Below are 21168 nucleotides of genomic sequence, written 5' to 3'. Positions count from 1 at the left end.
CATGCGCTTGCGCGTCGCCCAACTGCCGCCCTGGGCCTCGGGGCTTGCGGCCCTGGTGGCCGGAGCGGGTGCGACTCTGGCCTTTGCCCCGGTCGGCTGGTTCCTGGCGGCCCCCCTGGCCCTGGCCGCCTGGTTTGCCCTGCTGCCCGGGGCTACCTCGCGCCGGGCCGCCTGGATCGGCTATGCCTTTGGTCTCGGGTTCTTCGGGACCGGGGTGACCTGGATCTTCAACAGCCTGCTGGTATTCGGCCAGGCCCCGCTGGTGGTCGCCTCGCTGATTACCGTGTTGTTCGTGCTGGCCATGGCGGTCTATCCGGCACTGCTGGCCGCGCTGGCGGCGCGCTTCCTGCCGCTGGAGCGCCCGGCCGGCATGCTGGCGCTGGCCGGCGGCCTGGTGCTGATGGAGCTGGCGCGTTCCTGGCTGTTCTCCGGCTTTCCCTGGCTGCTGTTCGGGCACGCGGTGCTGGACACGCCGCTGCAGCCCTGGCTGCCGCTGGCCGGCGAACTGGGCGCGGGGCTGGTGGTCGCGCTGCTGGCGGTCGCGCTGGTCAGCGTATTCCGCACCGGGCAGCGCGGGCTCGGGGCGGGTCTGGCCGCGGCGCTGGTGCTGGTGTCGCTGGCGCTGGGGGCTGTCCGCTGGGTGGAGCCGGGGGGCGAGGCGATCTCGGTGGCCATGGTGCAGGGCAATATCGACCAGGCGCGCAAGTGGGATGCCGACGGCATCGAGTATTCGCTCGGGGTCTACGAGGAACTGACGCGCGAGGCGGGGGACGTGGACCTGGTGGTCTGGCCGGAGACCGCGATCCCGGCGTTCTATGTCGAGGTCCAACGCCCACTCGGGCAGCTTGCGCAGTCGCTGGCGGAGGACGAGGCCGAGCTGCTGGTCGGGGTCTTCGACCACGCCTCGGCCGGGCGCCACGTCTACAACTCGGTGGTCAACGTGACCACGGGCGCCGGATACAACAAGCGCCAGCTGGTGCCGTTTGGCGAGTACATTCCGCTGCGTGGCCAGCTCGACTGGCTGGACCGGCTGCTCGCGATCCCGATGTCCGACCTCTCCCCCGGCACCGGTGACGGGCGTATGCGGGTGGCCGGGCAGACCGCCGGCGTCAGCATCTGCTACGAGGCGGCGTATTCGCGCCACATCCGCGCGGCGCTACCGGAGGCCGGGTTCCTGGTCAATGTCTCCAACGATGCGTGGTTCGGCGACAGTCTCGCGCCGGCCCAGCATCTGCAGATTGCGCGGGTGCGGGCGGTGGAGACCGGGCGTCCGATGATCCGCGCCACGAATACCGGCATCTCGGCCCTGATCGATGCCGACGGGCGGATACTGGAACGCTCGGGACTGTTCACCCGCGAGGTGGTGACGGGCCGGCTGCAGCCTCGCCACGGGGTGACGCCGGCGACCGCCACGGGGCCGGGGCCGGCGGTACTGGCGGCGCTGGTACTGGTCGTCGCCGGTGCCGCGGTGGGGCGCCGGCGTGACCGGACGTGACGCCCTTGTCGGCTGACTACTCCGCCTCGGTGCCGCCGGGGCCGCGCCGGAAGGTGGTGTTGTGGCAGTTGGAGCACGGCGGGATGCGGCCGACCTTCGTCATGTGCACCGGATGGCCGCATTGCTTGCAGAGCAGTTCGCCGGGGCCGGTGATCTCGCCGGTGTGCCACTCGCCCATCACCTGGGCGCGCGCGGTCAGTTCGGTGATCTCGATCCGGGTGCGATCGGCGATGCGCTCCAGGGCGCTCTTGATGCTGGCCTCGATCAGGCCGAGGTCGATCTGCAGCCAGCCCCGCCAGTCGGAACTGCGGCTGTCGAGGTAGGCACCCAGGTCCTGCAGGTCCCGGCGCAGGTAATCCATCACCTCGTGCGCCTCCTCGCGGGTCAGGTCGCTGGCCTTCTGCACGCGGTCCCGGGCGTTTTCCAGGGCCTCGGTGATGGCCTTGCTGGTCTTGTCCTCCAGCTTCTCGAGGTCCTCGGTGACCTCGTGCAGCATGCGGTGATAGGCGTCGCTCAGGCGCGATTCGCGCTCCTGATCATGGACCTGGTCCTTCTGTTCCTCGCTCATCGGCCTCTCCTTTTGGGTCGCAGTTCCGGTCGGTTGTGATCAACGGTAGCACGAGCGCACGCACCCGGAGCAGCGTTGCCTCGGGTACGTGGCATGGGGCGGGTGGACGGGGCTCGCGCCCGGACCGGGTCAGGTCGTCGCGACCAGATCCCGGTAGCCGTGCCACATGGCGAAGCCCAGCCACGGGAAGATCACGATCAGGGCCAGCAGGGCCGTCGCGACCGAGACCATGAACAGCGCCGTGATGATCAGTCCCCAGAGGATCAGGGTGCCCCGGTTGTGATTGAACGCCTTCAGGCTGACGCCGATGGACTCGATCAGACTCTTCTGCGTGGCCTCCTCGCGCACCCGGTGGTCCAGCAGGGCCGGGATCGTTGCGAGGCTCAGGGTGAACACCACCAGCCCGAAGACGATGGCGGCCACCATGACCCCGACCAGCGAGACGATGCCGGCGCCGCTGCCGAGCATTGCGCCCACCAGGTGGTGCAGCTGCCCCATCACCGCGAGCTCGCCGATGTTGAGCACCGCGATCCACATCCACACGAAGCTGGCCCAGATCACGAACAGCAAGGCCAGCAGGGCCGCGAAGCCCCAGACCGAACCGCCCAGGGTGCCCAGCCAGCCGAGACCGGCGCCACCCGGTTCACCGCGTTCCCTTTGCAGGGCGAGGTAGTTCACGCCCACGGCCAGCACGGGCCCGAGCAGCAGGATGCCGGCCAGGAAGGAAAACGCCATCCACGGCTGATTCCACGAAAGACCGATCAGGACCAGGCCGACCAGGGCAATGACCAGGCCATGTACCAGTGCCACAGGCACCTGCCAGAGGTCCCGCCAGCCCTTGCCGAGCCAGGTGCCAAGGTCCTCGGGCGTGACCTCGCGGATGGTCGGAGACTCGGTCTCCGGGGTGTGTTCGGGGTGCGTCTCGCCAAGGTCCTCGGGGTAGGCCCGCTGCACAACGGGGATCTCGTCCTTTTCGTGCATATCCAGCCTCCTTGGAAACTCGAGTTCAGTGTTTCCAGTCGATGCACTTTGTGAGGCAGTCTGGAAAGGGGCTCTGTTCCTGACGGGTTGTGATCCAGCTCACACGGCCAACGGCGGCCCGGGCGCCCGTCCGGCGCAGGATGGTGGGCAGTGCAAGCAAGCCTGTGGGGGTGTTTCCCTTGGAGGGGGTGGGGGGCGCTGGTATTCTGCGCAGTTCTTTGTTTCCGGCGACGACAGGACAGGTGAGGCGCATGCAGGAGCACTATTCCCCCGAGGCGATCGAGGCGCAGGTGCAGCGCCAGTGGGAGGAGGCCGACTGCTTCCGGGCGCACGAGGATGCTGCCGGCGAGCCGTTCTACTGCCTGTCCATGTTCCCCTACCCCTCGGGCAAGCTGCACATGGGCCATGTGCGCAACTACACCATCGGTGACGTGATCGCGCGCTTTCAGCGCATGCAGGGCAAAAGCGTGCTGCAGCCGATGGGCTGGGACGCCTTCGGCCTGCCGGCCGAGAACGCGGCGATGCAGAATCACGTGCCGCCGGCCGCCTGGACGCGCCAGAACATCGAGCAGATGCGCACCCAGCTCAAGCGCCTGGGCTTTGCCTACGACTGGTCGCGCGAGTTCGCCACCTGCGATGCCGACTACTACCGCTGGGAACAGTGGCTGTTCGTGCGCCTGCTGAAGAAGGGCCTGGTCTATCGCAAGAAGGCCACCGTGAACTGGGACCCGGTGGACCAGACCGTGCTCGCCAACGAACAGGTGATCGAGGGCCGCGGCTGGCGCTCCGGCGCGGTCGTCGAGCGCCGCGAGATGCCGCAGTGGTTCCTGCGCATCACCGACTACGCCGACGAGCTGCTGGAGGCCCTGGACGGGCTGGACGGGTGGCCGGATCAGGTGCGCACCATGCAGCGCAACTGGATCGGGCGTTCCGAGGGCGTGGAGCTGGAATTCGCGGTGGATGGCGGCGAGCCGCTGACTGTCTACACCACGCGCCCGGATACCCTGTTCGGGGTCTCCTACATGGCCCTGGCCCCGGAACACCCGCGGGTGCAGGCGCTGGCGGAGCAGGATGCCGAGCTGGCCGCGTTCGTCGCCGACTGCGCGCAGGGCGGGGTGGCCGAGGCGGATCTCGCCACCATGGACAAGAAGGGCCGCGCGCTGGGCTTCACCGCGCGCCACCCGCTGACCGGCGAGGATGTCCCGGTCTGGGTCGCCAACTTCGTGCTGATGGAGTATGGCACCGGCGCGGTGATGGCCGTGCCTGCGCACGACGAGCGCGACCACGAATTCGCGACGAAATACGGCCTGCCGATCCGCCAGGTGATCGCCCCGGCGGATGGCGCCGAGGTCGACGTGCAGCAGGCCGCGTTCACCGAGGCCGGCGTGCTGGTGAACTCCGGGGAGTTCGACGGCCAGGACTCGGAGGCCGCCAAGGCCGCGATCGCCGAGCACCTGGAGCAGGCCGGGATCGGCCGGCGCCGGCGCAACTACCGGCTGCGCGACTGGGGCATCTCGCGCCAGCGCTACTGGGGTTGCCCGATCCCGGTGATCCACTGCGACACCTGCGGTGCCGTGCCGGTGCCGGAGGCGGACCTGCCGGTGCGCCTGCCGGAGGACGTGATCCCGGACGGGGCCGGTTCGCCGCTGGCACGCATGCCCGAATTCTTCGAGGCGACCTGTCCGGAATGCGGGAAGCCGGCGCGGCGCGAGACCGACACCTTCGACACCTTCTTCGAATCCAGCTGGTACTTCGCCCGCTACGCCTGCGCCGACAATGAAATGGCCATGCTCGATGCGCGCGCCGATCACTGGCTGCCGGTGGACCAGTACGTCGGCGGCATCGAGCACGCGGTGCTGCATCTGCTGTATGCGCGCTTCTTCCACAAGCTGCTGCGCGACGAGGGCCTGCTGGCCTCGGACGAGCCGTTCACCCGGCTGCTGACCCAGGGCATGGTGATCGCGCCGACCTTCTACCGCGAGCGCGGTGACGGCGGGAAGGACTGGATCAACCCGGCGGATGTCGAGCTGGAGCGCGCCGAGGACGGCTCGGTGAAGGCCGCGCGCCACTGCGAGGACGGGCAGCCGGTGGTCATCGGCGGCATGGAGAAGATGTCCAAGTCGAAGAACAACGGCGTGGACCCGCAGGCCCTGATCGAGCGCTTCGGCGCGGATACCGCGCGGCTGTTCACCATGTTCGCCGCTCCCCCGGACCTGTCGCTGGAGTGGTCCGACTCCGGCGTGGAGGGTGCGCATCGCTTCATCAAGCGCCTGTGGCGGGCGGTCCACGAGCACGTGAACGGCGCGGTGCCGGGGACGCTGGAGGTGGACGCCCTGGACGATGCCGGGCGCGAGTTGCGGCGCAAGCTGCACGACACCATCGCCAAGGTCACCGACGATATCGGCCGGCGCCAGACCTTCAACACCGCGGTGGCGGCGAACATGGAGCTGCTGAATGACCTCGGCAAGTTTCCGCAGGACGCGGCCGGGGCCGCTGCGGTGCGCCAGGAGGTGCTGGAGGGCATCGTGCGCATGCTGGCGCCGATCATCCCGCACGTAACCGAGACCCTGTGGCAGGCCCTGGGACATGACGACCTGGTGGCGGCAACCCCGTGGCCACAGGTCGACGAGGCCGCACGCCAGGCCGCGCAGGAGACCCTGGCGGTGCAGGTGAACGGCAAGCGCCGCGCCGAGATTGCGGTGCCGGCCGGCGCCGACAAGGACGCGATCGAGAGTGTTGCCCGCAACGACGAGAACGTTCAGCGCCATATCGAGGGGCAGAACGTGGTCAAGGTGATCGTGGTCCCGGGCCGGCTGGTCAACTTCGTGGTGAAGCCGCAATGACCGGCCTGCTGCGTGCGGGGCTGGTAGTGGTGCTGGTGGCCGCGCTGGCTGCCTGTGGATTCCAGCTGCGGGGCAGTGGCGAGTGGCCGGAGGCGCTGCAGCCAGTGCAGATCACCGGCATCAATACGCGCGACTCGCTGTACCGCGAACTGGCCGTGACCCTGGGCGCCTCCGGCGTGGAGATCGTCAATCAGCGGCCGGAAGGGCAGGGTGCGATCCTCGAGATCCGCTCGGTCAACGATCAGCGCCGCACCCTGTCGGTGACCGAGGCTGCCCGGGTCTCCGAGTACGAACTGATCCGCACGGTCAACGCCCGCCTGCGCCCGGTGGACGGCGAGGCGGTGGACCTGGGGCCGCTGCGCGCCTCGCGCATCTACCTGTTCGACGGGACCGCCGTGCTCAGCCGCGGTGAGCGCGAGGCCACCCTGCGCGAAGCGATGGACCGTGACATCGTCAGCCAGCTGCAGCGCCGCATTGCGGCGCTGACCGAGCCGGACGGTACGCTGCGCGAGGCGGTGGAGGACCCGGCCCCGTAATGGCGCTGGATATCGCCCGCCTGGAGCAGGATCTGGCGCGCGGGCTCGCGCCGATCTACTTGCTGCTGGCGGAGGAGCCGCTGCAGGCGATCGAGGCGGCCGACGCGATCCGCGCGGCCGCCCGCGAGCAGGGTTTTCTCGAGCGCACGGTGCTGGATCTGACTGCCCAGTCCGACTGGGGTCCGTTCGAGGCCGCGATCCGCGACCGCTCGCTGTTCGCCGAACGCGCGGTACTGGATCTGCGCCTGGCCACCGGCAAGCCGGGCAAGACCGGCGGCGACCACCTGAAGGCCTATGCCGGCGAGCCGCAGGACGATCTGGTGCTGCTGTTGCAGCTCCCCAGGCCGGACCGCGACATGCGCCGGGCCGCCTGGTTCAAGGCCCTGGAAAACCGCGCGGTGGTGATCCATGCGCGTCCGGTGCCGCCGGCCCAGCTGGGCAGCTGGATCCGCGCGCGGCTGCAGAAGAACGGTCTGCGTATCACCGACCCGGCACTGGCGCTGCTGGTCGCGCGGGTGGAGGGCAACCTGCTGGCCGCGCGCCAGGAAATCGAAAAGCTGGCGCTGGCCGGCGTCACCGAGATCGACGAGACCGTAATGGCGGAGGCCACCACCGATTCGGCGCGCTTCGAGCTGTTCGCCCTGGCGCCGACCGCGCTGCGCGGCGATGTCCGCCATGCGCTGCGCATGCTGGAGGGGCTGCTTGAGGAGGGCCAGGCCGAGCCGCTGATCCTCTGGGCGCTGGCGCGCGAATGCCGGCTGCTGGTGCAGGCGATGGAGCGCAAGGCCGCCGGCGCGCCCGACAAGGAGGCCTTCCAGGGCAGCTTCGGCGATGGCCAGAAGGCCCTGCGCCAGGCGATGTCGCGGTTGAGCCTGACGCAGGCGCGGAGCTTGCTGGCCGAGGCCGCGCGCGTGGATCGCGTGATCAAGGGTCAGGAAAACGGCAATGCCCGGCAGGGGTTGCTAGACTTGGTGGCCCGTATGGCGGGGCGCCCGCTGACCGTGGCCGAACCCGCCCTGAACCCGGAACGAGTCTGACCGCATGAACGCTGCCGTGAACCCCACCGAATCCGTAGCCGACGATGTGATCGCCCAGGTCGAGGCGCTGGGCCGTGCCGCGCGCGTGGCCTCGCGGCGCATGGCCGAGGCCGAGCCGGGCGCGAAGAACGCGGCGCTGCACGCGATCGCCGAGGGCATCGCCGCGCGCCGTGCCGAACTGGCGGAGGCCAACAGTCGCGACCTGGAGGCCGGACGCGAGCGCGGCCTGGACGCCGCGATGCTGGATCGTCTGGCGCTGACCGATGCCCGCATCGACACCATGATCGAGGGCTGCCGCCAGGTGGCCGGGCTGCCCGACCCGGTCGGCACGATCTCCGACATGGCCTATCAGCCGAGCGGCATCCAGGTCGGCCAGATGCGCGTACCGCTGGGCGTGATCGGCATCATCTACGAGTCGCGCCCGAACGTGACCATCGACGCCGCCGCGCTGTGCCTGAAGTCCGGCAACGCCGCGATCCTGCGCGGCGGCTCCGAGGCCCTGCACTCGAATCAGGCGCTGGCCGCGATCATTCAGGCCGGGCTGGAGCAGGCCGGGCTGCCGCGCGAGGCGGTGCAGGTGGTGCCCACCACCGATCGCGCGGCGGTGGGGGCGCTGCTGCGCATGCCGCAGTACGTGGACGTGATCGTCCCGCGCGGCGGCAAGGGCCTGATCGAACGCGTCAGCAACGAGTCGCAGATCCCGGTGATCAAGCACCTGGACGGCGTCTGCCACGTGTACGTGGATGGCGGGGCCGATCTCGACAAGGCGCTGGCCGTGGCGGTGAACGCCAAGACCCAGCGCTACGGCACCTGCAACACCATGGAGACGCTGCTGGTGCACGCGGACCAGGCCGAGGTCTTCCTGCCGCGATTGGCGGCGGCCCTGGGGGAACACCAGGTGAGCCTGCGTGGCTGTGCGCGCACCCGCGCCATCCTCGCCGGCAGCGGGACGGACATCGCCGAGGCCACCGAGGACGACTGGGTGGCCGAATACCTGGGACCGATCCTCGCGATCCGCGTGGTTGACGACCTCGACATGGCGATGGACCACATCAATACCTATGGTTCGCACCATACCGACAGCATCGTGACCGAGGACTACACCCGGGCCCGGCGCTTCCTGCGCGCGGTGGACTCCAGCTCGGTGATGGTGAACGCCTCCACCCGTTTCGCCGATGGCTTCGAATACGGTCTGGGCGCGGAGATCGGCATCTCCACCGACAAGCTGCATGCCCGCGGGCCGGTCGGCCTCAACGGGCTGACCACCCTCAAGTACGTGGTGTTCGGCGACGGCCATGTACGTGGCTGAGATTAGCGCGTGATCGGGATCCTCGGCGGCACCTTCGATCCGATCCACTTCGGCCACCTGCGCCCGGCGCTGGAGATCCAGCAGCACCTGGGCCTGGAACGGGTACACTTCATCCCCTGCCACGTGCCTCCGCACCGGGCGAGTCCGGGCACCGGCAGCGATGACCGCCTGGCCATGGTGGAGAGCGCCATCGCGGATGTCCCCGGCTTCGTTGCCGATCGCCGCGAGCTGGATCGCGAAGGGCCTTCCTACACCGTGGATACCCTGCTCAGCTTTCGCGAGGAGCTGGGGCCGGAGGCACCGCTGGTGCTGATCATGGGGATGGACGCCTTCGCCGGGCTGCCGTCGTGGAACCGCTGGCGGCAGATCCTTGAACTTGCGCATATCGTGGTCTCGCACCGGCCCGGCAGTCCGGCCTCGCATGACCTGGGTGGCTGGCTGGGGAACGCCGCGACCTACGATCCGTCGGCGCTGCGCAAGGCGCCGGGGGGGCTGGTCTATTTCCAGCCGGTCACCCAGCTCGATATCTCCGCCACCGCGATCCGGGACGAACTGCAGGCCGGGCGCAGCCCGCGCTTCCTGCTACCCGGCGCCGTCAATCGTTACATTCAGGACCACGGCCTGTACCGGGCCGGGTCGAACCGCAATCACGGGACATGAGCGACACAATGAACAGCGAACAACTCCTGGAGCTGGTGACCACCGCTCTGGAAGACCGCAAGGCACAGAACATCCGTACGATCGATGTGCGCGGCAAGACCACACTGGCCGACTTCATGGTGATTGCCTCCGGGACCTCCGGGCGTCACGTGCAGTCCACCGCCGAGCTCGTGGCCGCCGAGGCCAAACAGGCCGGCGTCCAGCCGCTCGGGATCGAAGGGCAGGAAGGCCAGGAATGGGTGCTGGTCGACCTGAACGACGTGATCGTCCACGTGATGCTTCCGGAGACCCGCGACTTCTACAACCTGGAAAAGCTCTGGCTGGCGGAGGAAGCGGCCGACACCGAAAAGGCCGCGCCCGAGGACCCCAGCCTGGAGCGCGTCCGCCGCCTGCGCGGCTGAGCCCGCCGGAGCCGTCCGATGCGCCTGGACCTGATCGCCATCGGCAAGCGCATGCCGGACTGGGTGGCGGAGGGTTTCGCCGAATACGCCGGGCGCCTGCCGCGCGAACTGGAGCTCAACCTGCAGGCCCTCCCCGGGCCCTCGGGTGCGAAGTCGATGGACACCACCACGTTGCTGCGCCGCGAGGGCGAGATCCTGCTGAAGGCGGTCCCGGAAAACGCCCGCGTGATCCTGCTCGACGAGCGCGGCAAGGGTGTCGATACCAAGGGCCTGGCGAAGCGTCTGGAAGCCTGGCAGACCGATGGCCGCGACGTGGCGCTGGTGATCGGCGGGGCCGCCGGGCTGGATGACGCGGTGCGTGCCCGGGCCGAATGGGCCTGGTCGCTGTCGCCCCTGACCTTCCCGCACATGCTGGTGCGGGTGCTGGTCGCCGAGCAGCTCTACCGCGCCTGGTCGCTGCTGAACAACCATCCCTATCACCGCGCCTGAGCGCCGTATGAACCTGACACCGCCGCTGCTGCTTGCCTCGGCCTCTCCGCGTCGCCGGGAGTTGCTGGAGCAGATCCAGCTCGCCTTCGAGGTGGCGCCGATGGACGTGGACGAGAGCGCGCGACCGGACGAGACGCCGGAGGCCCTGGTCGAGCGCCTGGCGGTCGCCAAGGCGGAGGCGGCGCGCGAGCGCCTGGCGCCCGGCCAGTGGGTGCTGGCGGCTGACACCGTGGTGGCCGTGGACGACGACGCGCTGGGCAAGCCCGCGGATTTCGCCGACACCGCGGCCATGCTCGGGCGCCTGTCCGGGCGCGAGCACCGGGTGGTCTCCGGCATGGCCCTGTGGCGCCCCGGCGAGCCCATGCGTGCCCGTCACGTGACGACCCGGGTACGCCTGCGTGAGCTGAGCCCGGCCGATATCGAGGCCTACTGGGCGACCGGCGAGCCGCGCGGCAAGGCCGGGGCCTACGCCATCCAGGGCCGCGGTGCGGCCTTTGTCGAGTGGATCGAGGGCTCCTACACCAACGTGGTCGGCCTGCCGCTGTTCGAACTGGAGCAGTGGCTGCGCGAGATCCCCGAGCCGCCGCCGCGCGTTTGAATGGTCCCCGCCCCTGGTGTCCCTACTGGATGTTGTGGTGCTCCAGCGGGTAGCCGCGATCCTTGAAGAAGCGATAGCGCGCGCGCCCGGCCTCGCGCTCGGGCTCTTCGCCGCCGACGATGTCGGCGACGCGCTCGAAGCGCCCGCAGTACTCCGGGACCTCGGGGGCGAGATTGATCAGGACGTCGCAGCGATCCGAGGGGGCATGCGCCTCGTGCACGGAGACCGCGACGTCCGCATCGCGCACGTCGGTGCTGTGCGGCAGGAAGGCGGTGTCCTCGAAGGTCCACAGCCACTCGTCCAGGGTGCGCGTCAGCTCCGGCGAGCCGGTGTGGATGTGCACGCGGTGGCCCTGGCCGCTGGCCTTGCGGGCCAGGCGGCAGGCGAAGCGCAGGCGGGCCTCCGGGGCCGGGTCCTTCAGCAGGTAGAAGCTGACGTGGGTCATGCCCGCCGGACCGCGATCAGGCCTGGTCCAGCAGGTAGCGCATCAGCATCGGCACGGGCCGCCCGGTCGCGCCCTTTTCCTTGCCGCTCTTCCAGGCGACCCCGGCGATGTCGAGGTGCGCCCAGGTGTAGTCCTCGGTATAGCGCGACAGGAAGCAGGCGGCGGTGATGGTGCCGGCCGGGCGCCCGCCGATGTTGGCCATGTCGGCGAAATTGCTCTTCAGCTGTTCCTGGTATTCCGGCCACAGCGGCAGCTGCCAGGCGCGATCCCCGCTTTCCTCGCCGGCGGCCAGCAGGCCCTTGGCCAGTCGCTCGTTGTTGCCGAGCACGGCCGCGCCCTGGTGGCCCAGTGCGATGATGCAGGCGCCGGTCAGGGTGGCGATGTCGATCACCGCCTTCGGCTTGTAGCGCTCGACCCAGGTCAGGGCATCGGCCAGGACCAGGCGGCCCTCGGCGTCGGTGTTCAGGATCTCCACCGTCTGTCCGGACAGGGTGGTGATGATATCGCCGGGGCGGGTCGCGCGGCCGTCGGGCATGTTCTCGGCACTGGTGACCACGCCGACCACATTGACCGGCAGGTCCAGCTCGCAGCAGGCCTCGATCACGCCGAACACGCTGGCGGCGCCGCACATGTCGTATTTCATCTCGTCCATCTCGGCGCCGGGCTTGAGCGAGATGCCGCCGGTGTCGAAGGTGATGCCCTTGCCGACCAGTACCACCGGGGCGTCGCCCTTCTTGCCGCCGGAGTACTCCATCGCGATCAGGCGCGGCGGGCGCTCGGAACCCTTGCCCACCGCCAGGATCGCCCCGGCGCCGAGCTTCTCCAGATCCTTCTCGTCCAGCACCGTGGCCTTCAGCGACTTGTACTGCTTGGCCAACTCGCGCGCGGTCTCGGCCAGGCTCTCCGGGTAGCAGACGTTCGGCGGGGTGTTGCCGAGGTCCTTGGCGCGGTTCACGCCGGTGGCGATGGCCGCGGCCTCGCTGCAGGCCTTCTTGGCCGCGTCGGCCTCGTTGCGCTCCACGCTCAGCTGGATCTTGTCCAGCTTGACCGGCGTGGTTTCTTCCTTGCCCTTGAACGGGGTGAAGCGGTAGGCGGCATCCGAGATCGCCGCGACCAGGGTATGCACCACCCAGGCGATGTCCTTGCCGCGCGGCTGGAAGTCTGCCACCGCGATCACCGCGCTGGTGGCAGGGCGCTCGACCAGTGCCGCCGCGAGGGTCTGTGCCGCCTTGCGTGCGGCGCGGGCGTCGAAGTCCTTCTTCGCGCCCAGGCCGATCAGGAGTGCGCTACCCTTCCCTTGATTGCCTGGGCCCCCACTGCCGGGCAACAACAGCCGGCTGCCGGCCTCGCCATCCATCTCGCCGGCCTTCAAAAGGGCTGCGATCTCGCCATCGCGCGCGGCATCCAGGGCGGTGGCGCCAGCGGCCGGCTTGCGCTTGTGATGGATTCCGGCGGCGCGGATGCCGGCGCGGGGTTTGTCGAGGGTCGAGGTGGTGACGGAGAATTGCATGAATGCCTCCCGAGAATGAGTCCAGTCATGGTACCAGCGCCACGCGGCGCCCGACCACGCGCCGCGCGGGCCGCGGGGTAATGCGCGCATGATCCTCCGCCGCGCCGAGCGTTTCATTGCCCGCGAACTGCTGGTCACCCAGACCGCGGTCACCATCGTGCTGCTGCTCGTGATTGTCGGCGGCGTGCTGGGGCGGGTGCTGCGGGATGTCGCCGAGGGCAGTATCCCGGTCGACTTCCTCCCCCCGCTGGTGGCCTTCGGCGCGTTCAAGGGGATTGTTTTCCTCTGGCCGGTGGCGCTGTTCCTGGCCTTCATGCTGGTGCTGGGCCGGCTGCAGCGCGACAGTGAACTGGTCGCGCTGCAGGCCAGCGGGATGTCCTTCGCGGCGTTCTATCGCGCGCTCTTCTGGGTGGCCGTGCCGGCCTCGCTGCTGTTGCTGGTGCTGATGACGCTGGTGGTGCCGCGCACCGAGGCCCAGATCGACCAGTTCCGCGACCTCGCCGAACAGCGCTCCGATCTGGTCGGCATTACCCCCGGGCGCTTTCTGCGCTCCCGGGTAGGCGAGCAGGTGTTTTTCGCCGAGCGCCTGAGCGAGGACCGCGAGGCCCTGCTGGAGGTGTTCATCTACCGCGAGGTGGATGGCGAGGCGCAGGTCACCGTGGCCGAGCGGGCGATCCCCGATCCCGGTGCCGAGGGCAGCGGCTTCCTGGTGCTTGAGAACGGCTATCGCCATGTGGGTGTGCCCGGCGAGGTCAGCTTCCGCATGCTGGAGTTTGAGCGCCTGCGGACCCAGATCACCGAACCGGATGCCGGGGCCGGAAGACGCTCGCTGAACGCGATGTCGACGCTGGATCTCTGGGAACAGCGGCATCGCCCCGAACACCGCGCGGAACTCGAATGGCGCCTCGCCATGCCGCTGTCGATCCTGGTGCTGAGCCTGATCGCGCTGCCGCTGGCCCAGGTGCCGCCCCGTACCGGCCGCTACGCCCGCATCCCGGCCGCGATCGGGGTCTACGTGCTGTACGCCAACCTGCTGATCCTGGGGCAGGGGCAGCTGGCCGACGGGCGTACACCCCTGGCCCTGGGGCTTTGGTGGACGCACGGCGTGATGCTGGCGCTGTGGCTGGTACTGGCCTGGCGCAAGGGCATGCTGGGCCTCGGCCGGGGTGTGGACCGCGGTGCGGGTCGCACGGAGCGTGACGAGGTGACGCCATGACGACCGTGCTGGGGCGCTACATCATGCGCCAGGTCCTGATCGGGACCGCGCTGGCCGTGGTCCTGCTGGTGGCGCTGGATGCGGTCTTCGCGCTGATCGACGAGCTGCGCGACACCGGGCGTGGCAACTACGGGCTGAGCGAAGCGCTTTTGTACGTGGCGCTGACCCTGCCGCGGCGCATGTACGACATGCTGCCCTCGGCGGCACTGCTGGGCGGACTGCTGTGGCTGGGCAATCTGGCCGCGAACAGCGAGCTGACGGCGATGCGCGCGGCGGGGATGACGCTGGGCCGGTTCATCGGCTGGGTGATGCAGGCCGGGTTGGTGGTCGTGGTCGTGATGGTGGGGGTCGGCGAATTCTTCGCCCCGGCCGCCGAGAGCCGGGCGCAGAACCTCAAGGCGACGGCCTTCGACGAACAGCTGAGCGTGAGCCCGATCGGGCTGTGGGCGCGCGACGGGCAGCGCATGGTGCAGGCGGATACCGTCCTGCCGGGCAATCGCCTGATCGGGGTGCGCATTATCGAGGTGGACGAGAACCGCGAGCCGCGCGAGATCACACGGGCGCAGAGTGCGCAGTACGTAGGCGGGGCCTGGCGGCTGCAGGACGTGGAACGCTCGAGGCTGTCGCTGGAGCGCGTCGAGTCCGAGCGCCTGGAGGAGGAGATCATCGAGCGTCTGATCGCGCCGGAATACTTCGACGTGCTGGTGGTCGAGCCCAGCCAGATGGCGGCGCAGAACCTGGCGCGCTACATCGGCTACCTGCAGGAGAACCGCCTGGACTCGGCGCCCTACGAGGTCGCGTTCTGGCAGCGCCTGACCCTGCCGGCCAGCACCTTCGTGATGCTGCTGCTCGCCATCCCGTTCCTGTTCGGTTCCCAGCGTGAGGGCGGTGCCGGTCGCCGGCTGTTCATCGGGATCGCCATCGGCGTGTCCTTTGCCATCGTGATGCGCGCGATGACCCATCTGGGGCTGGTCTACAACCTGCCGCCGGTGGTGGCGGCCAGTCTGCCGGTGGTGCTGTTCCTGGTCCTCGCGCTGGCCGCGCTCTACCGCATGGGGCGCCAGACATGAAGGCCTGGCTGCGCGCGGGGTTCCTGTTCCTGCTGCCGATCGTGCTGGCGGCCTGCGGCGGCGCCGGGCCGGATGACTTCGATCCGCTCCCGCGTCAGGCCACCGTGCTCGCCTTTGGCGACAGCGTGACCCACGGCACCGGGGCGGGGGTGGGTGAGGACTACCCGACGCGTCTGGCGACGATCACCGGCTGGACGGTGATCAACGACGGGGTCCCGGGCGATCGCGCGAACGGCGCCCGTGACCGCCTGGGGCCCAGCCTGCGCGCGCACGAGCCCGACCTGGTGCTGATCTGGCTGGGTGGCAACGACTTCCTGCGCCAGCGCGATCCCGCCGCGGTGAAGGAGGACCTGCGTGCCCTAGTGGGTACCGTCCGCGGGCACGGGGCCCAGCCGGTCCTGTTGGGGGTGCCGCGGGCCTCCGCCCTGGGCGCGGCCACCGGCCGGCTTCGGGACGATCCGGTCTACCGCGAGCTGGCGCGCGAGGAGCAGGTGGCCCTGATCGAGGGGGTGCTCTCCGGCGTGCTCTCCGAACGCGAGCTGCGCGCCGACCCCGTGCATCCCAACGGCCGCGGCTACCGCCGCATCGCATCCGAGATCGCCGAGGCCCTGGACGACCTCGGCCTCTGGCTCGCCCCCTGATGGTTGTTCACCACGAAAGGTCAAAAGCGATTCACAGGAAGTTTGGAAGGCGGGAAGAAGTTCAAGGACGAAAAGCATCTACCGGAAGGCGTGAAGACGGGAAGGTTCCGATGTTGGGGCGTCAGGACAAGAACGAACGGCTATGGTGCCGTTGCACGCCCGGGCAGCCCGATCGCCCGCCCAAAAAAATTCTTCCTGTCTTCGCGCCTTCCTGTTAGCCGCTCTTGACCTGAGTCCTGGTTGAACCAGAGGGGGTCAGGTCTTGCGGTTCTGTTTCCAGCGGGGTTTGGCGAGGCCGGGGATGCGCACCAGCTCGGTGCCGGTGAGCCAGTCGTGCAGCATCCAGCGCCGCGGATGGAACTGCGACAGGCCCAGCGCGAACAGAGCGGCCGCGGTGACCACCGTGATCGCGACCGCACCGTATTCGCGCACCGCCCAGATCGCCATCAGGATCACCAGCCACTGGGCCACCGCGACCAGGTAGCGCAGCGTCGCCTGCCAGGCATTGACGGCGTACCCGCCCTCGGTGCGTAGCTGGATGTTCCAGGCCTGCATGCCGAGCGTCTGTCCGGTGCGCGTCCAGAACCAGTAGAAGAAGCCCCAGGCGACGATCAGGTTGAGCACGAAGTGCGCGCGCGGCGAGTACAGCCCGGTGGTGTTCCCGACGACGACCACCAGCAGGCCGAGGACCATCCAGATCGCCACCAGCAGCAGGGCGTCGTAGACGATGGCGGCCAGGCGGCGCAGCAGGCTGGACGGCTGGCCGTCGATGGACGAGGCGGTTTCGGTCATGAGCTTTCCGGATGATTCTGGATTTGGCCGCAGGCGCGGAGTGGGCGTAGTCTTGCCGCATGGAGCGACGCTTTCAACGTATCCCCCTGGAATTTCCGGCTACCCTGCTGACCGACGGCGGGGGCTGTTCCGTCCGGGTCGAGGACATCTCGCTGAAGGGCGTGCTGCTGGAGGCGGCGGATCTGCCGGCCATGGCCGACGGCGACGAAGTCAGCGTGGACATCCCGCTCAGCGACGAGGCGCGGATCACCTTCGAGGGTTTGGTGCGCTGGCACGAAGGCCTTTGGGTGGGCGTGGAGATCGAGGCGATGCCGCTGGAATCCGCCTCCCACCTGCGCCGCCTGGTCGAACTCAATCTGGGGGACGAGGTTCTGCTGGAACGCGAGTTCGCCGCCCTGATCGAGTCGCACTGAGCCGGGTCTGGCTCACACCTCCGGGAAGATCTCCCGGAATGGCAGGACCTCCACCCAGTCGCCCGCCCGCGCCCCGGCGGATTCGCGCGGCAGTACCACGTAGGCATTGGCCGCGCTCATCGCGCGCAACTGGTGCGAGCCCTGGCCACCGGCGGCCCGGACCACCCAGCCGCGGTCGTCGGTCTCCAGGAGCGCGCGCTGAAAGTCCTTGCGCCCCGGGGTCTTGTACAGATCCTCCAGCAGTCGCGCGTTCAGGGTCTGCGGTTCGGTCGCGTTCCGTCCGGCCAGCTGCAGGAGCGCCGGGCGCACCAGCAGGGCGAAGGTGGTTATCACGGCCACCGGATTGCCGGGCAGGCCGAAGAAGTGGGCGTTGCCGAAGTGACCGAAGGCCAGCGGACGGCCGGGCTTGATCGCCAGCTTCCAGAAGCCGACCTGGCCCGAGGCCTGGAGCACGCGGGTCACGTGATCGGCATCGCCCACCGACACGCCCCCGGTCGTGATGATCAGATCGGCCTGTTCGCCGGCCCGCGTCAGGGCGTCGCGGACCGCATCCTCGGTGTCGCGGACTACCCCGTAGTCCATGGCCTCGACCGGATAGGCCGCGAGCAGTGCGCGCAGGGTGTGGCGATTGCTGTCATGGATCTGCCCCGGACCCAGTGGCTGATCCAGCGGGACCAGCTCGTCCCCGGTGGAGAAGAAGGCCACGCGCGGCCGGCGCAGCACGCTCACCCGGGCGATACCCTGGCTGGCCAGCACCCCGATCTCGGCGGCACCGATGCGCTGTCCGGTGTCGTACAGGGGCGAACCGGCCGCCGTGTCTTCCCCCGGGCCACGGATGTTGTGCCCGGGTTTCAGGCCACCCTGTTGCAGCGTGATGGAGTCGTCGCCGCGCTCTACGTGCTCCTGCATGATCACGGCGTCGGCACCCCGCGGGACGACCGCACCGGTCAGGATGCGCACGCACTGGCCGGGCTGCAGCTCGCCGTCCCAGGGGTGCCCGGCCGCCGATGTGCCTACCAGGGCCAGGCAGGCGCCTTCCGCCGCGTCCGCCGCGCACAGGGCGTAGCCGTCCATCGCCGAGACCGCGGCGGGTGGCACGTCGATGCGTGCATGCACCGGTTGCGCCAGGGTGCGCCCGAGGACGTCTTCCAGCGTGACCTGTTCGCTCTGCGTAATCGTCCGGCAGACCTCGAGGATGGCGGCGCGGGCCTGTTCCAGGGTCTTGGCATTGGGGTCGAATTCGTCGCAGCCGGGGGCAGCCTCGGGCATGGGGTGTCTCCGCTTTCGCTTCAGGGATGGATGTCGAGGTAGTCGATGATGAAGGCGGCCACCGCATCCGGGTCGTTGACCGGCAGCAGCGGGCCTTCGAAGTCGAGGGTGGTGGCGTCGGTGGCCACCGCGACCACGCCGGGTATCTCGCGATACAGCGGGGCCTTGCCGACCGACGGCCGATGCACCTCGATCTTGGGCAGATCCCACTGCTTGAAGCCCTCCACCAGAATCAGGTCGCAGCGTCGCGGGTCCAGCCGCGCGCACAGCATGTCGAGGTCCGGCACGCGGCCATCGTCGGTCTCCGGGGTCTCCACCATCAGGGCGTAGCGCCGCCCGGAGGCGACCAGCATCTGGTCGGCGCCGGCATGGCGCAGCTCGAAGCTGTCCTTGCCGGGCTTGTCCACGTCGAACTCGTGATGGGCATGCTTGATCATCGCCGGGCGCAGGCCGCGGGCGCGCAGGGCCGGGATCACGCCCTTGAGCAGCGTGGTCTTGCCGCTGCCGCTCCAGGCGGAGAAGGCGATGCGGGGCAGGGACAGGGGACTGGTCGGTTCGATCATGGGCGTCTTTCCGGGCTGCGCTGCAGCAGTATAGCGGTCACTCCGACGATGGATGCAGGTCCTCGGGCGTGTTGATGTTGGCGAAGGCCCGGGCCTGGTCGGAGAAGTCCACCGTGACCGCGCCGACCTCGCGGAACCAGCGTCCGACCGCCAGCGAGCCGCGCGCCAGCTCCCGGTGCAGGCGATCCGCCAGGACCGGACGCAGCAGGGCGAACAGGGGCTGCAGGCGCTCGCCGTCGTGGGCGATGGCCACGGGGGCCGGACCGGTCTCCAGTGCCTGGCGCAGACGGCGTTCCAGATCCCGGGGCAGTTCGGGCGCGTCGACCGGTGCACACAGGATTTCGCAATCGGGAAAGGCCGCAAAGGCGGCCGCGATCCCGGCCAGCGGGCCGCGGTAATCCGGGAAGGAATCGGTCAGTACCGGAAACCCCAGCGCCCGATAACGGTCGATATCGGTATTGCTGCTGATGGCGAGCTGCATGGTCTGGGGCTGCAGGCGCTCGATCGCGTGTTCGATCAGGGGGCGTCCGCGGTACTCGATCCAGCCCTTGTTGCGACCGCCCATGCGGCGGCCCTGACCGCCGGCTAGGATCACGGCGGCGAGGGTTTCGGGCGGGGTCTGCATTGCCTGCGGGTCCATGTGGCTCTGCGGGTTCGGCGCCGGTCCGGCCTTTGGTTTATCGTGGTGAACGAGTCGGATGTCGCGTGTGCGCACGCAGTGTACGACGAATCCACCCTGACGGGAGAGGAAGCCCATGCGGGTTTCATTGGGACGCAAGGCGGGACCGGGCGCGGGGCGCCGCTGGCGCCACCTGCTGTGGCTGGCCTTCCTGGTGCTAGGCGCGGGCTGGCTGGCCGCCGCGAGCCTGGCGGATACCGGCGGGCGCCATGCCCTGATGCTTACGGTGGAGGACGCCATTGGCCCGGCCACCGGCGACTACATTCGCCGCGGCATCGAGCGTGCCGAGGCGGAGGACGCCGAGATCATGATCCTGATGCTGGACACCCCGGGCGGGCTGGATTCCAGCATGCGCAGCATCATCAAGAACATCCTGCAATCCGACGTGCCGGTGGTCACCTATGTCCACCCGGCCGGCTCGCGCGCGGCCAGTGCCGGGACCTACATGCTCTACGGGTCGCATGTCGCGGCGATGACCCCGGCCACCAACCTCGGCTCGGCCACACCGGTGCAGATGGGCGGTGGCGGGCTGCCGGGCATGGACCCGCCACAACCCGACGAGGATGCCCGTGACGACGAGGCCACCGACGAGTCCAATGACGACGCACGTGACGAGGAGCCGGACGCGGCGACCGAAGAGCCCGCGGACGACAACGGAACGGCCAATGGCGAGGTCGAACCGGCCAGCGAGGAGGAACTGCTGGAGGACGATCCGGAGCCGCGGCGTGGCGAGGACGCGATGGGGCGCAAGGTCCTGGAGGATGCGGTGTCCTATATCCGCGGTCTGGCCGAACGCCACGGGCGCAATGCCGACTGGGCCGAGGAGACCGTCCGCGAGGGCTCCAACCTGACCGCGACCGCGGCCCTGGAGCAGAATGTCATCGACTTCGTGGCGGACAACCTGGACGACCTGCTTGCCCAGATCGACGGCCATACCGTGCGCATGCATGACGGTGAGCGCACCCTCGCCACCGAGGGACTGGAGATCGTGCGCATGGACCCGGACTGGCGCACCCAGCTGCTGTCGGTGATCACCAACCCGAACATCGCCTACATCCTGATGTTGCTGGGGATCTACGGCATCATCTTCGAACTGGCCAACCCGGGGGCGATCTATCCCGGGGTGATCGGTTCGATCGCGCTGATCCTGGCGTTCTTTGCACTGCAGGTGATGCCGGTGAACTATGCGGGCCTGGCGCTGATGCTGCTGGGCATGATCTTCATGATCGCAGAGGCCTTTGTGCCCAGTTTCGGGGCCCTGGGCATAGGAGGCATTGTGGCGTTTACAACCGGTTCGATCATCCTGTGGGACGACCCCAACCTGAACGTGGCCCTGCCACTGGTGATCGGCACGGCCATCGCCATCGGCATTCTGTCGGTCTGGGTGCTGGGGCGGCTGTTCAGCCTGCGTGGCAAGAAACCCGCAACCGGCTACGAAGAGATGATCGGCATGATCGGCGAGGCGCGCGAGGACTTCGAGCGCAGCGGCCGGGTCTGGGTCCACAGCGAGCAGTGGAACGCCGAGACCTCGACACCCGTGCGCGAAGGGCAGAAGGTCCGCGTGACTGCCATCGACGGCCTGAAGCTGCGGGTCGAACCCGCCAGCGAAGAGGACACCCCGGGCACCGCCTCGGCCGGCTGACCGGTCGTCAC

Annotated in this window: 22 protein-coding genes; 14 read left to right on the top strand and 8 right to left on the bottom strand. The window is 69.3% G+C overall.

Going from position 1 to position 21168, the window contains the following annotated elements; translation table 11 throughout:
• Window position 1 precedes the first annotated feature (1 nt).
• Complete coding sequence (gene lnt / locus F572_RS0108035) at window positions 2-1495, top strand: apolipoprotein N-acyltransferase (RefSeq protein WP_017941104.1); 1494 nt, start codon at window positions 2-4, stop codon at window positions 1493-1495.
• Between the two features lie 16 nt (window positions 1496-1511).
• Here lnt and F572_RS0108030 read toward each other — a convergent pair whose 3' ends face one another.
• Entirely contained in the window at window positions 1512-2063 is a 552-nt protein-coding gene (locus F572_RS0108030) for a zinc ribbon-containing protein (RefSeq protein WP_017941105.1), read from the bottom strand.
• Between the two features lie 129 nt (window positions 2064-2192).
• On the bottom strand, window positions 2193-3044 hold the full coding sequence (locus F572_RS0108025) for a DUF2189 domain-containing protein (protein ID WP_017941106.1): 852 nt from the start codon (window positions 3042-3044) through the stop codon (window positions 2193-2195).
• A gap of 251 nt (window positions 3045-3295) precedes the next feature.
• Between F572_RS0108025 and leuS the strand changes: the two genes are divergently transcribed.
• Genes leuS through F572_RS0107980 form a run of 8 tightly spaced genes read left to right on the top strand, consistent with a single transcriptional unit; the run spans window position 3296 to window position 10917 of the window.
• Window positions 3296-5887, top strand: a complete 2592-nt coding sequence (gene leuS / locus F572_RS0108015) for a leucine--tRNA ligase (protein ID WP_017941107.1) — start codon at window positions 3296-3298, stop codon at window positions 5885-5887.
• On the top strand, window positions 5884-6423 hold the full coding sequence (gene lptE, locus F572_RS0108010) for an LPS assembly lipoprotein LptE (RefSeq protein WP_017941108.1): 540 nt from the start codon (window positions 5884-5886) through the stop codon (window positions 6421-6423). The genes leuS and lptE overlap by 4 nt, the downstream gene beginning before the upstream one ends.
• A complete protein-coding gene (gene holA, locus F572_RS0108005; RefSeq protein WP_017941109.1) occupies window positions 6423-7460 on the top strand; it encodes a DNA polymerase III subunit delta in 1038 nt (345 codons plus the stop codon). The genes lptE and holA overlap by 1 nt, the downstream gene beginning before the upstream one ends.
• 4 nt (window positions 7461-7464) lie before the next feature.
• Window positions 7465-8769, top strand: coding sequence for a glutamate-5-semialdehyde dehydrogenase (locus tag F572_RS0108000; RefSeq protein WP_017941110.1), 1305 nt, complete (start codon window positions 7465-7467; stop codon window positions 8767-8769).
• A gap of 9 nt (window positions 8770-8778) precedes the next feature.
• Window positions 8779-9429, top strand: coding sequence for a nicotinate-nucleotide adenylyltransferase (gene nadD, locus F572_RS0107995; RefSeq protein ID WP_017941111.1), 651 nt, complete (start codon window positions 8779-8781; stop codon window positions 9427-9429).
• An 8-nt stretch (window positions 9430-9437) separates the two neighbouring features.
• Window positions 9438-9830: a ribosome silencing factor gene (gene rsfS, locus F572_RS0107990; protein WP_017941112.1), complete on the top strand. Its 393-nt coding sequence runs from the start codon at window positions 9438-9440 to the stop codon at window positions 9828-9830.
• An 18-nt stretch (window positions 9831-9848) separates the two neighbouring features.
• Window positions 9849-10319 (top strand): 23S rRNA (pseudouridine(1915)-N(3))-methyltransferase RlmH, encoded by a 471-nt coding sequence (gene rlmH, locus F572_RS0107985; RefSeq protein ID WP_017941113.1) that lies wholly within the window; start codon window positions 9849-9851, stop codon window positions 10317-10319.
• A 7-nt stretch (window positions 10320-10326) separates the two neighbouring features.
• A complete protein-coding gene (locus F572_RS0107980; RefSeq protein WP_017941114.1) occupies window positions 10327-10917 on the top strand; it encodes a nucleoside triphosphate pyrophosphatase in 591 nt (196 codons plus the stop codon).
• 22 nt (window positions 10918-10939) lie between these two features.
• Here F572_RS0107980 and F572_RS0107975 read toward each other — a convergent pair whose 3' ends face one another.
• Window positions 10940-11362 (bottom strand): DNA polymerase III subunit chi, encoded by a 423-nt coding sequence (locus tag F572_RS0107975; protein WP_017941115.1) that lies wholly within the window; start codon window positions 11360-11362, stop codon window positions 10940-10942.
• Between the two features lie 16 nt (window positions 11363-11378).
• Window positions 11379-12872, bottom strand: a complete 1494-nt coding sequence (locus F572_RS0107970; RefSeq protein WP_017941116.1) for a leucyl aminopeptidase — start codon at window positions 12870-12872, stop codon at window positions 11379-11381.
• A gap of 88 nt (window positions 12873-12960) precedes the next feature.
• Between F572_RS0107970 and lptF the strand changes: the two genes are divergently transcribed.
• From lptF to F572_RS0107955, 3 genes are read left to right on the top strand one after another with little or no spacing between them, the layout of a single operon-like run.
• Entirely contained in the window at window positions 12961-14088 is a 1128-nt protein-coding gene (lptF, locus tag F572_RS0107965) for an LPS export ABC transporter permease LptF (protein WP_017941117.1), read from the top strand.
• On the top strand, window positions 14085-15158 hold the full coding sequence (gene lptG, locus F572_RS0107960; RefSeq protein WP_017941118.1) for an LPS export ABC transporter permease LptG: 1074 nt from the start codon (window positions 14085-14087) through the stop codon (window positions 15156-15158). Before lptF ends, lptG begins: the two co-directional genes overlap by 4 nt.
• Entirely contained in the window at window positions 15155-15799 is a 645-nt protein-coding gene (locus tag F572_RS0107955) for a GDSL-type esterase/lipase family protein (protein ID WP_017941119.1), read from the top strand. The genes lptG and F572_RS0107955 overlap by 4 nt, the downstream gene beginning before the upstream one ends.
• Window positions 15800-16054: 255 nt before the next feature.
• Here the strand turns inward: F572_RS0107955 and F572_RS0107950 are convergent, their stop codons facing one another.
• The gene (locus F572_RS0107950; protein WP_017941120.1) at window positions 16055-16591 is read right to left on the bottom strand and encodes an RDD family protein; all 537 of its coding nucleotides are present in this window, start codon (window positions 16589-16591) and stop codon (window positions 16055-16057) included.
• Between the two features lie 59 nt (window positions 16592-16650).
• Here F572_RS0107950 and F572_RS0107945 point away from each other — a divergent pair, with 59 nt between their 5' ends.
• Window positions 16651-17004, top strand: a complete 354-nt coding sequence (locus tag F572_RS0107945; protein ID WP_017941121.1) for a PilZ domain-containing protein — start codon at window positions 16651-16653, stop codon at window positions 17002-17004.
• A 12-nt stretch (window positions 17005-17016) separates the two neighbouring features.
• Here the strand turns inward: F572_RS0107945 and glp are convergent, their stop codons facing one another.
• Genes glp through mobA form a run of 3 tightly spaced genes read right to left on the bottom strand, consistent with a single transcriptional unit; the run spans window position 17017 to window position 19593 of the window.
• Entirely contained in the window at window positions 17017-18273 is a 1257-nt protein-coding gene (gene glp, locus F572_RS0107940) for a gephyrin-like molybdotransferase Glp (RefSeq protein ID WP_017941122.1), read from the bottom strand.
• Between the two features lie 20 nt (window positions 18274-18293).
• On the bottom strand, window positions 18294-18836 hold the full coding sequence (gene mobB / locus F572_RS0107935; RefSeq protein WP_017941123.1) for a molybdopterin-guanine dinucleotide biosynthesis protein B: 543 nt from the start codon (window positions 18834-18836) through the stop codon (window positions 18294-18296).
• A 37-nt stretch (window positions 18837-18873) separates the two neighbouring features.
• Window positions 18874-19593 carry a molybdenum cofactor guanylyltransferase MobA gene (mobA, locus tag F572_RS0107930; protein WP_017941124.1) on the bottom strand — a complete coding sequence of 240 codons (720 nt, stop codon included), beginning with the start codon at window positions 19591-19593 and terminating at the stop codon, window positions 18874-18876.
• On the opposite strand from mobA, the gene F572_RS0107925 reads away from it, so the two are divergent.
• Window positions 19592-21157 (top strand): nodulation protein NfeD, encoded by a 1566-nt coding sequence (locus F572_RS0107925; protein ID WP_017941125.1) that lies wholly within the window; start codon window positions 19592-19594, stop codon window positions 21155-21157. The genes mobA and F572_RS0107925 overlap by 2 nt on opposite strands.
• Window positions 21158-21168: the final 11 nt, after the last annotated feature.

The sequence above is a fragment of the Thioalkalivibrio sp. ALE14 genome, assembly GCF_000376845.1.
In the GTDB taxonomy this organism is placed as follows: domain Bacteria; phylum Pseudomonadota; class Gammaproteobacteria; order Ectothiorhodospirales; family Ectothiorhodospiraceae; genus Thioalkalivibrio.
The sequence above is the reverse complement of the archived record's forward strand: the minus strand, read 5'-3'. Positions and strand labels throughout refer to the sequence as shown.

Excerpts from the sequence above, each read along its gene's own strand:
- F572_RS0108030 (WP_017941105.1), bottom strand. The coding sequence starts at position 2,063 with ATGAGCGAGGAACAGAAGGACCAGGTCCATGATCAGGAGCGCGAATCG.
- mobB (WP_017941123.1), bottom strand. The coding sequence starts at position 18,836 with ATGATCGAACCGACCAGTCCCCTGTCCCTGCCCCGCATCGCCTTCTCC.
- lptG (WP_017941118.1), top strand. The coding sequence starts at position 14,085 with ATGACGACCGTGCTGGGGCGCTACATCATGCGCCAGGTCCTGATCGGG.
- F572_RS0107975 (WP_017941115.1), bottom strand. The coding sequence starts at position 11,362 with ATGACCCACGTCAGCTTCTACCTGCTGAAGGACCCGGCCCCGGAGGCC.
- mobA (WP_017941124.1), bottom strand. The coding sequence starts at position 19,593 with ATGGGCTTCCTCTCCCGTCAGGGTGGATTCGTCGTACACTGCGTGCGC.
- F572_RS0107980 (WP_017941114.1), top strand. The coding sequence starts at position 10,327 with ATGAACCTGACACCGCCGCTGCTGCTTGCCTCGGCCTCTCCGCGTCGC.
- holA (WP_017941109.1), top strand. The coding sequence starts at position 6,423 with ATGGCGCTGGATATCGCCCGCCTGGAGCAGGATCTGGCGCGCGGGCTC.
- F572_RS0107945 (WP_017941121.1), top strand. The coding sequence starts at position 16,651 with ATGGAGCGACGCTTTCAACGTATCCCCCTGGAATTTCCGGCTACCCTG.
- F572_RS0107955 (WP_017941119.1), top strand. The coding sequence starts at position 15,155 with ATGAAGGCCTGGCTGCGCGCGGGGTTCCTGTTCCTGCTGCCGATCGTG.
- lptF (WP_017941117.1), top strand. The coding sequence starts at position 12,961 with ATGATCCTCCGCCGCGCCGAGCGTTTCATTGCCCGCGAACTGCTGGTC.
- leuS (WP_017941107.1), top strand. The coding sequence starts at position 3,296 with ATGCAGGAGCACTATTCCCCCGAGGCGATCGAGGCGCAGGTGCAGCGC.
- rsfS (WP_017941112.1), top strand. The coding sequence starts at position 9,438 with ATGAACAGCGAACAACTCCTGGAGCTGGTGACCACCGCTCTGGAAGAC.
- F572_RS0107970 (WP_017941116.1), bottom strand. The coding sequence starts at position 12,872 with ATGCAATTCTCCGTCACCACCTCGACCCTCGACAAACCCCGCGCCGGC.
- F572_RS0107925 (WP_017941125.1), top strand. The coding sequence starts at position 19,592 with ATGCGGGTTTCATTGGGACGCAAGGCGGGACCGGGCGCGGGGCGCCGC.
- lnt (WP_017941104.1), top strand. The coding sequence starts at position 2 with ATGCGCTTGCGCGTCGCCCAACTGCCGCCCTGGGCCTCGGGGCTTGCG.
- F572_RS0108000 (WP_017941110.1), top strand. The coding sequence starts at position 7,465 with ATGAACGCTGCCGTGAACCCCACCGAATCCGTAGCCGACGATGTGATC.
- rlmH (WP_017941113.1), top strand. The coding sequence starts at position 9,849 with ATGCGCCTGGACCTGATCGCCATCGGCAAGCGCATGCCGGACTGGGTG.
- glp (WP_017941122.1), bottom strand. The coding sequence starts at position 18,273 with ATGCCCGAGGCTGCCCCCGGCTGCGACGAATTCGACCCCAATGCCAAG.
- lptE (WP_017941108.1), top strand. The coding sequence starts at position 5,884 with ATGACCGGCCTGCTGCGTGCGGGGCTGGTAGTGGTGCTGGTGGCCGCG.
- F572_RS0108025 (WP_017941106.1), bottom strand. The coding sequence starts at position 3,044 with ATGCACGAAAAGGACGAGATCCCCGTTGTGCAGCGGGCCTACCCCGAG.
- F572_RS0107950 (WP_017941120.1), bottom strand. The coding sequence starts at position 16,591 with ATGACCGAAACCGCCTCGTCCATCGACGGCCAGCCGTCCAGCCTGCTG.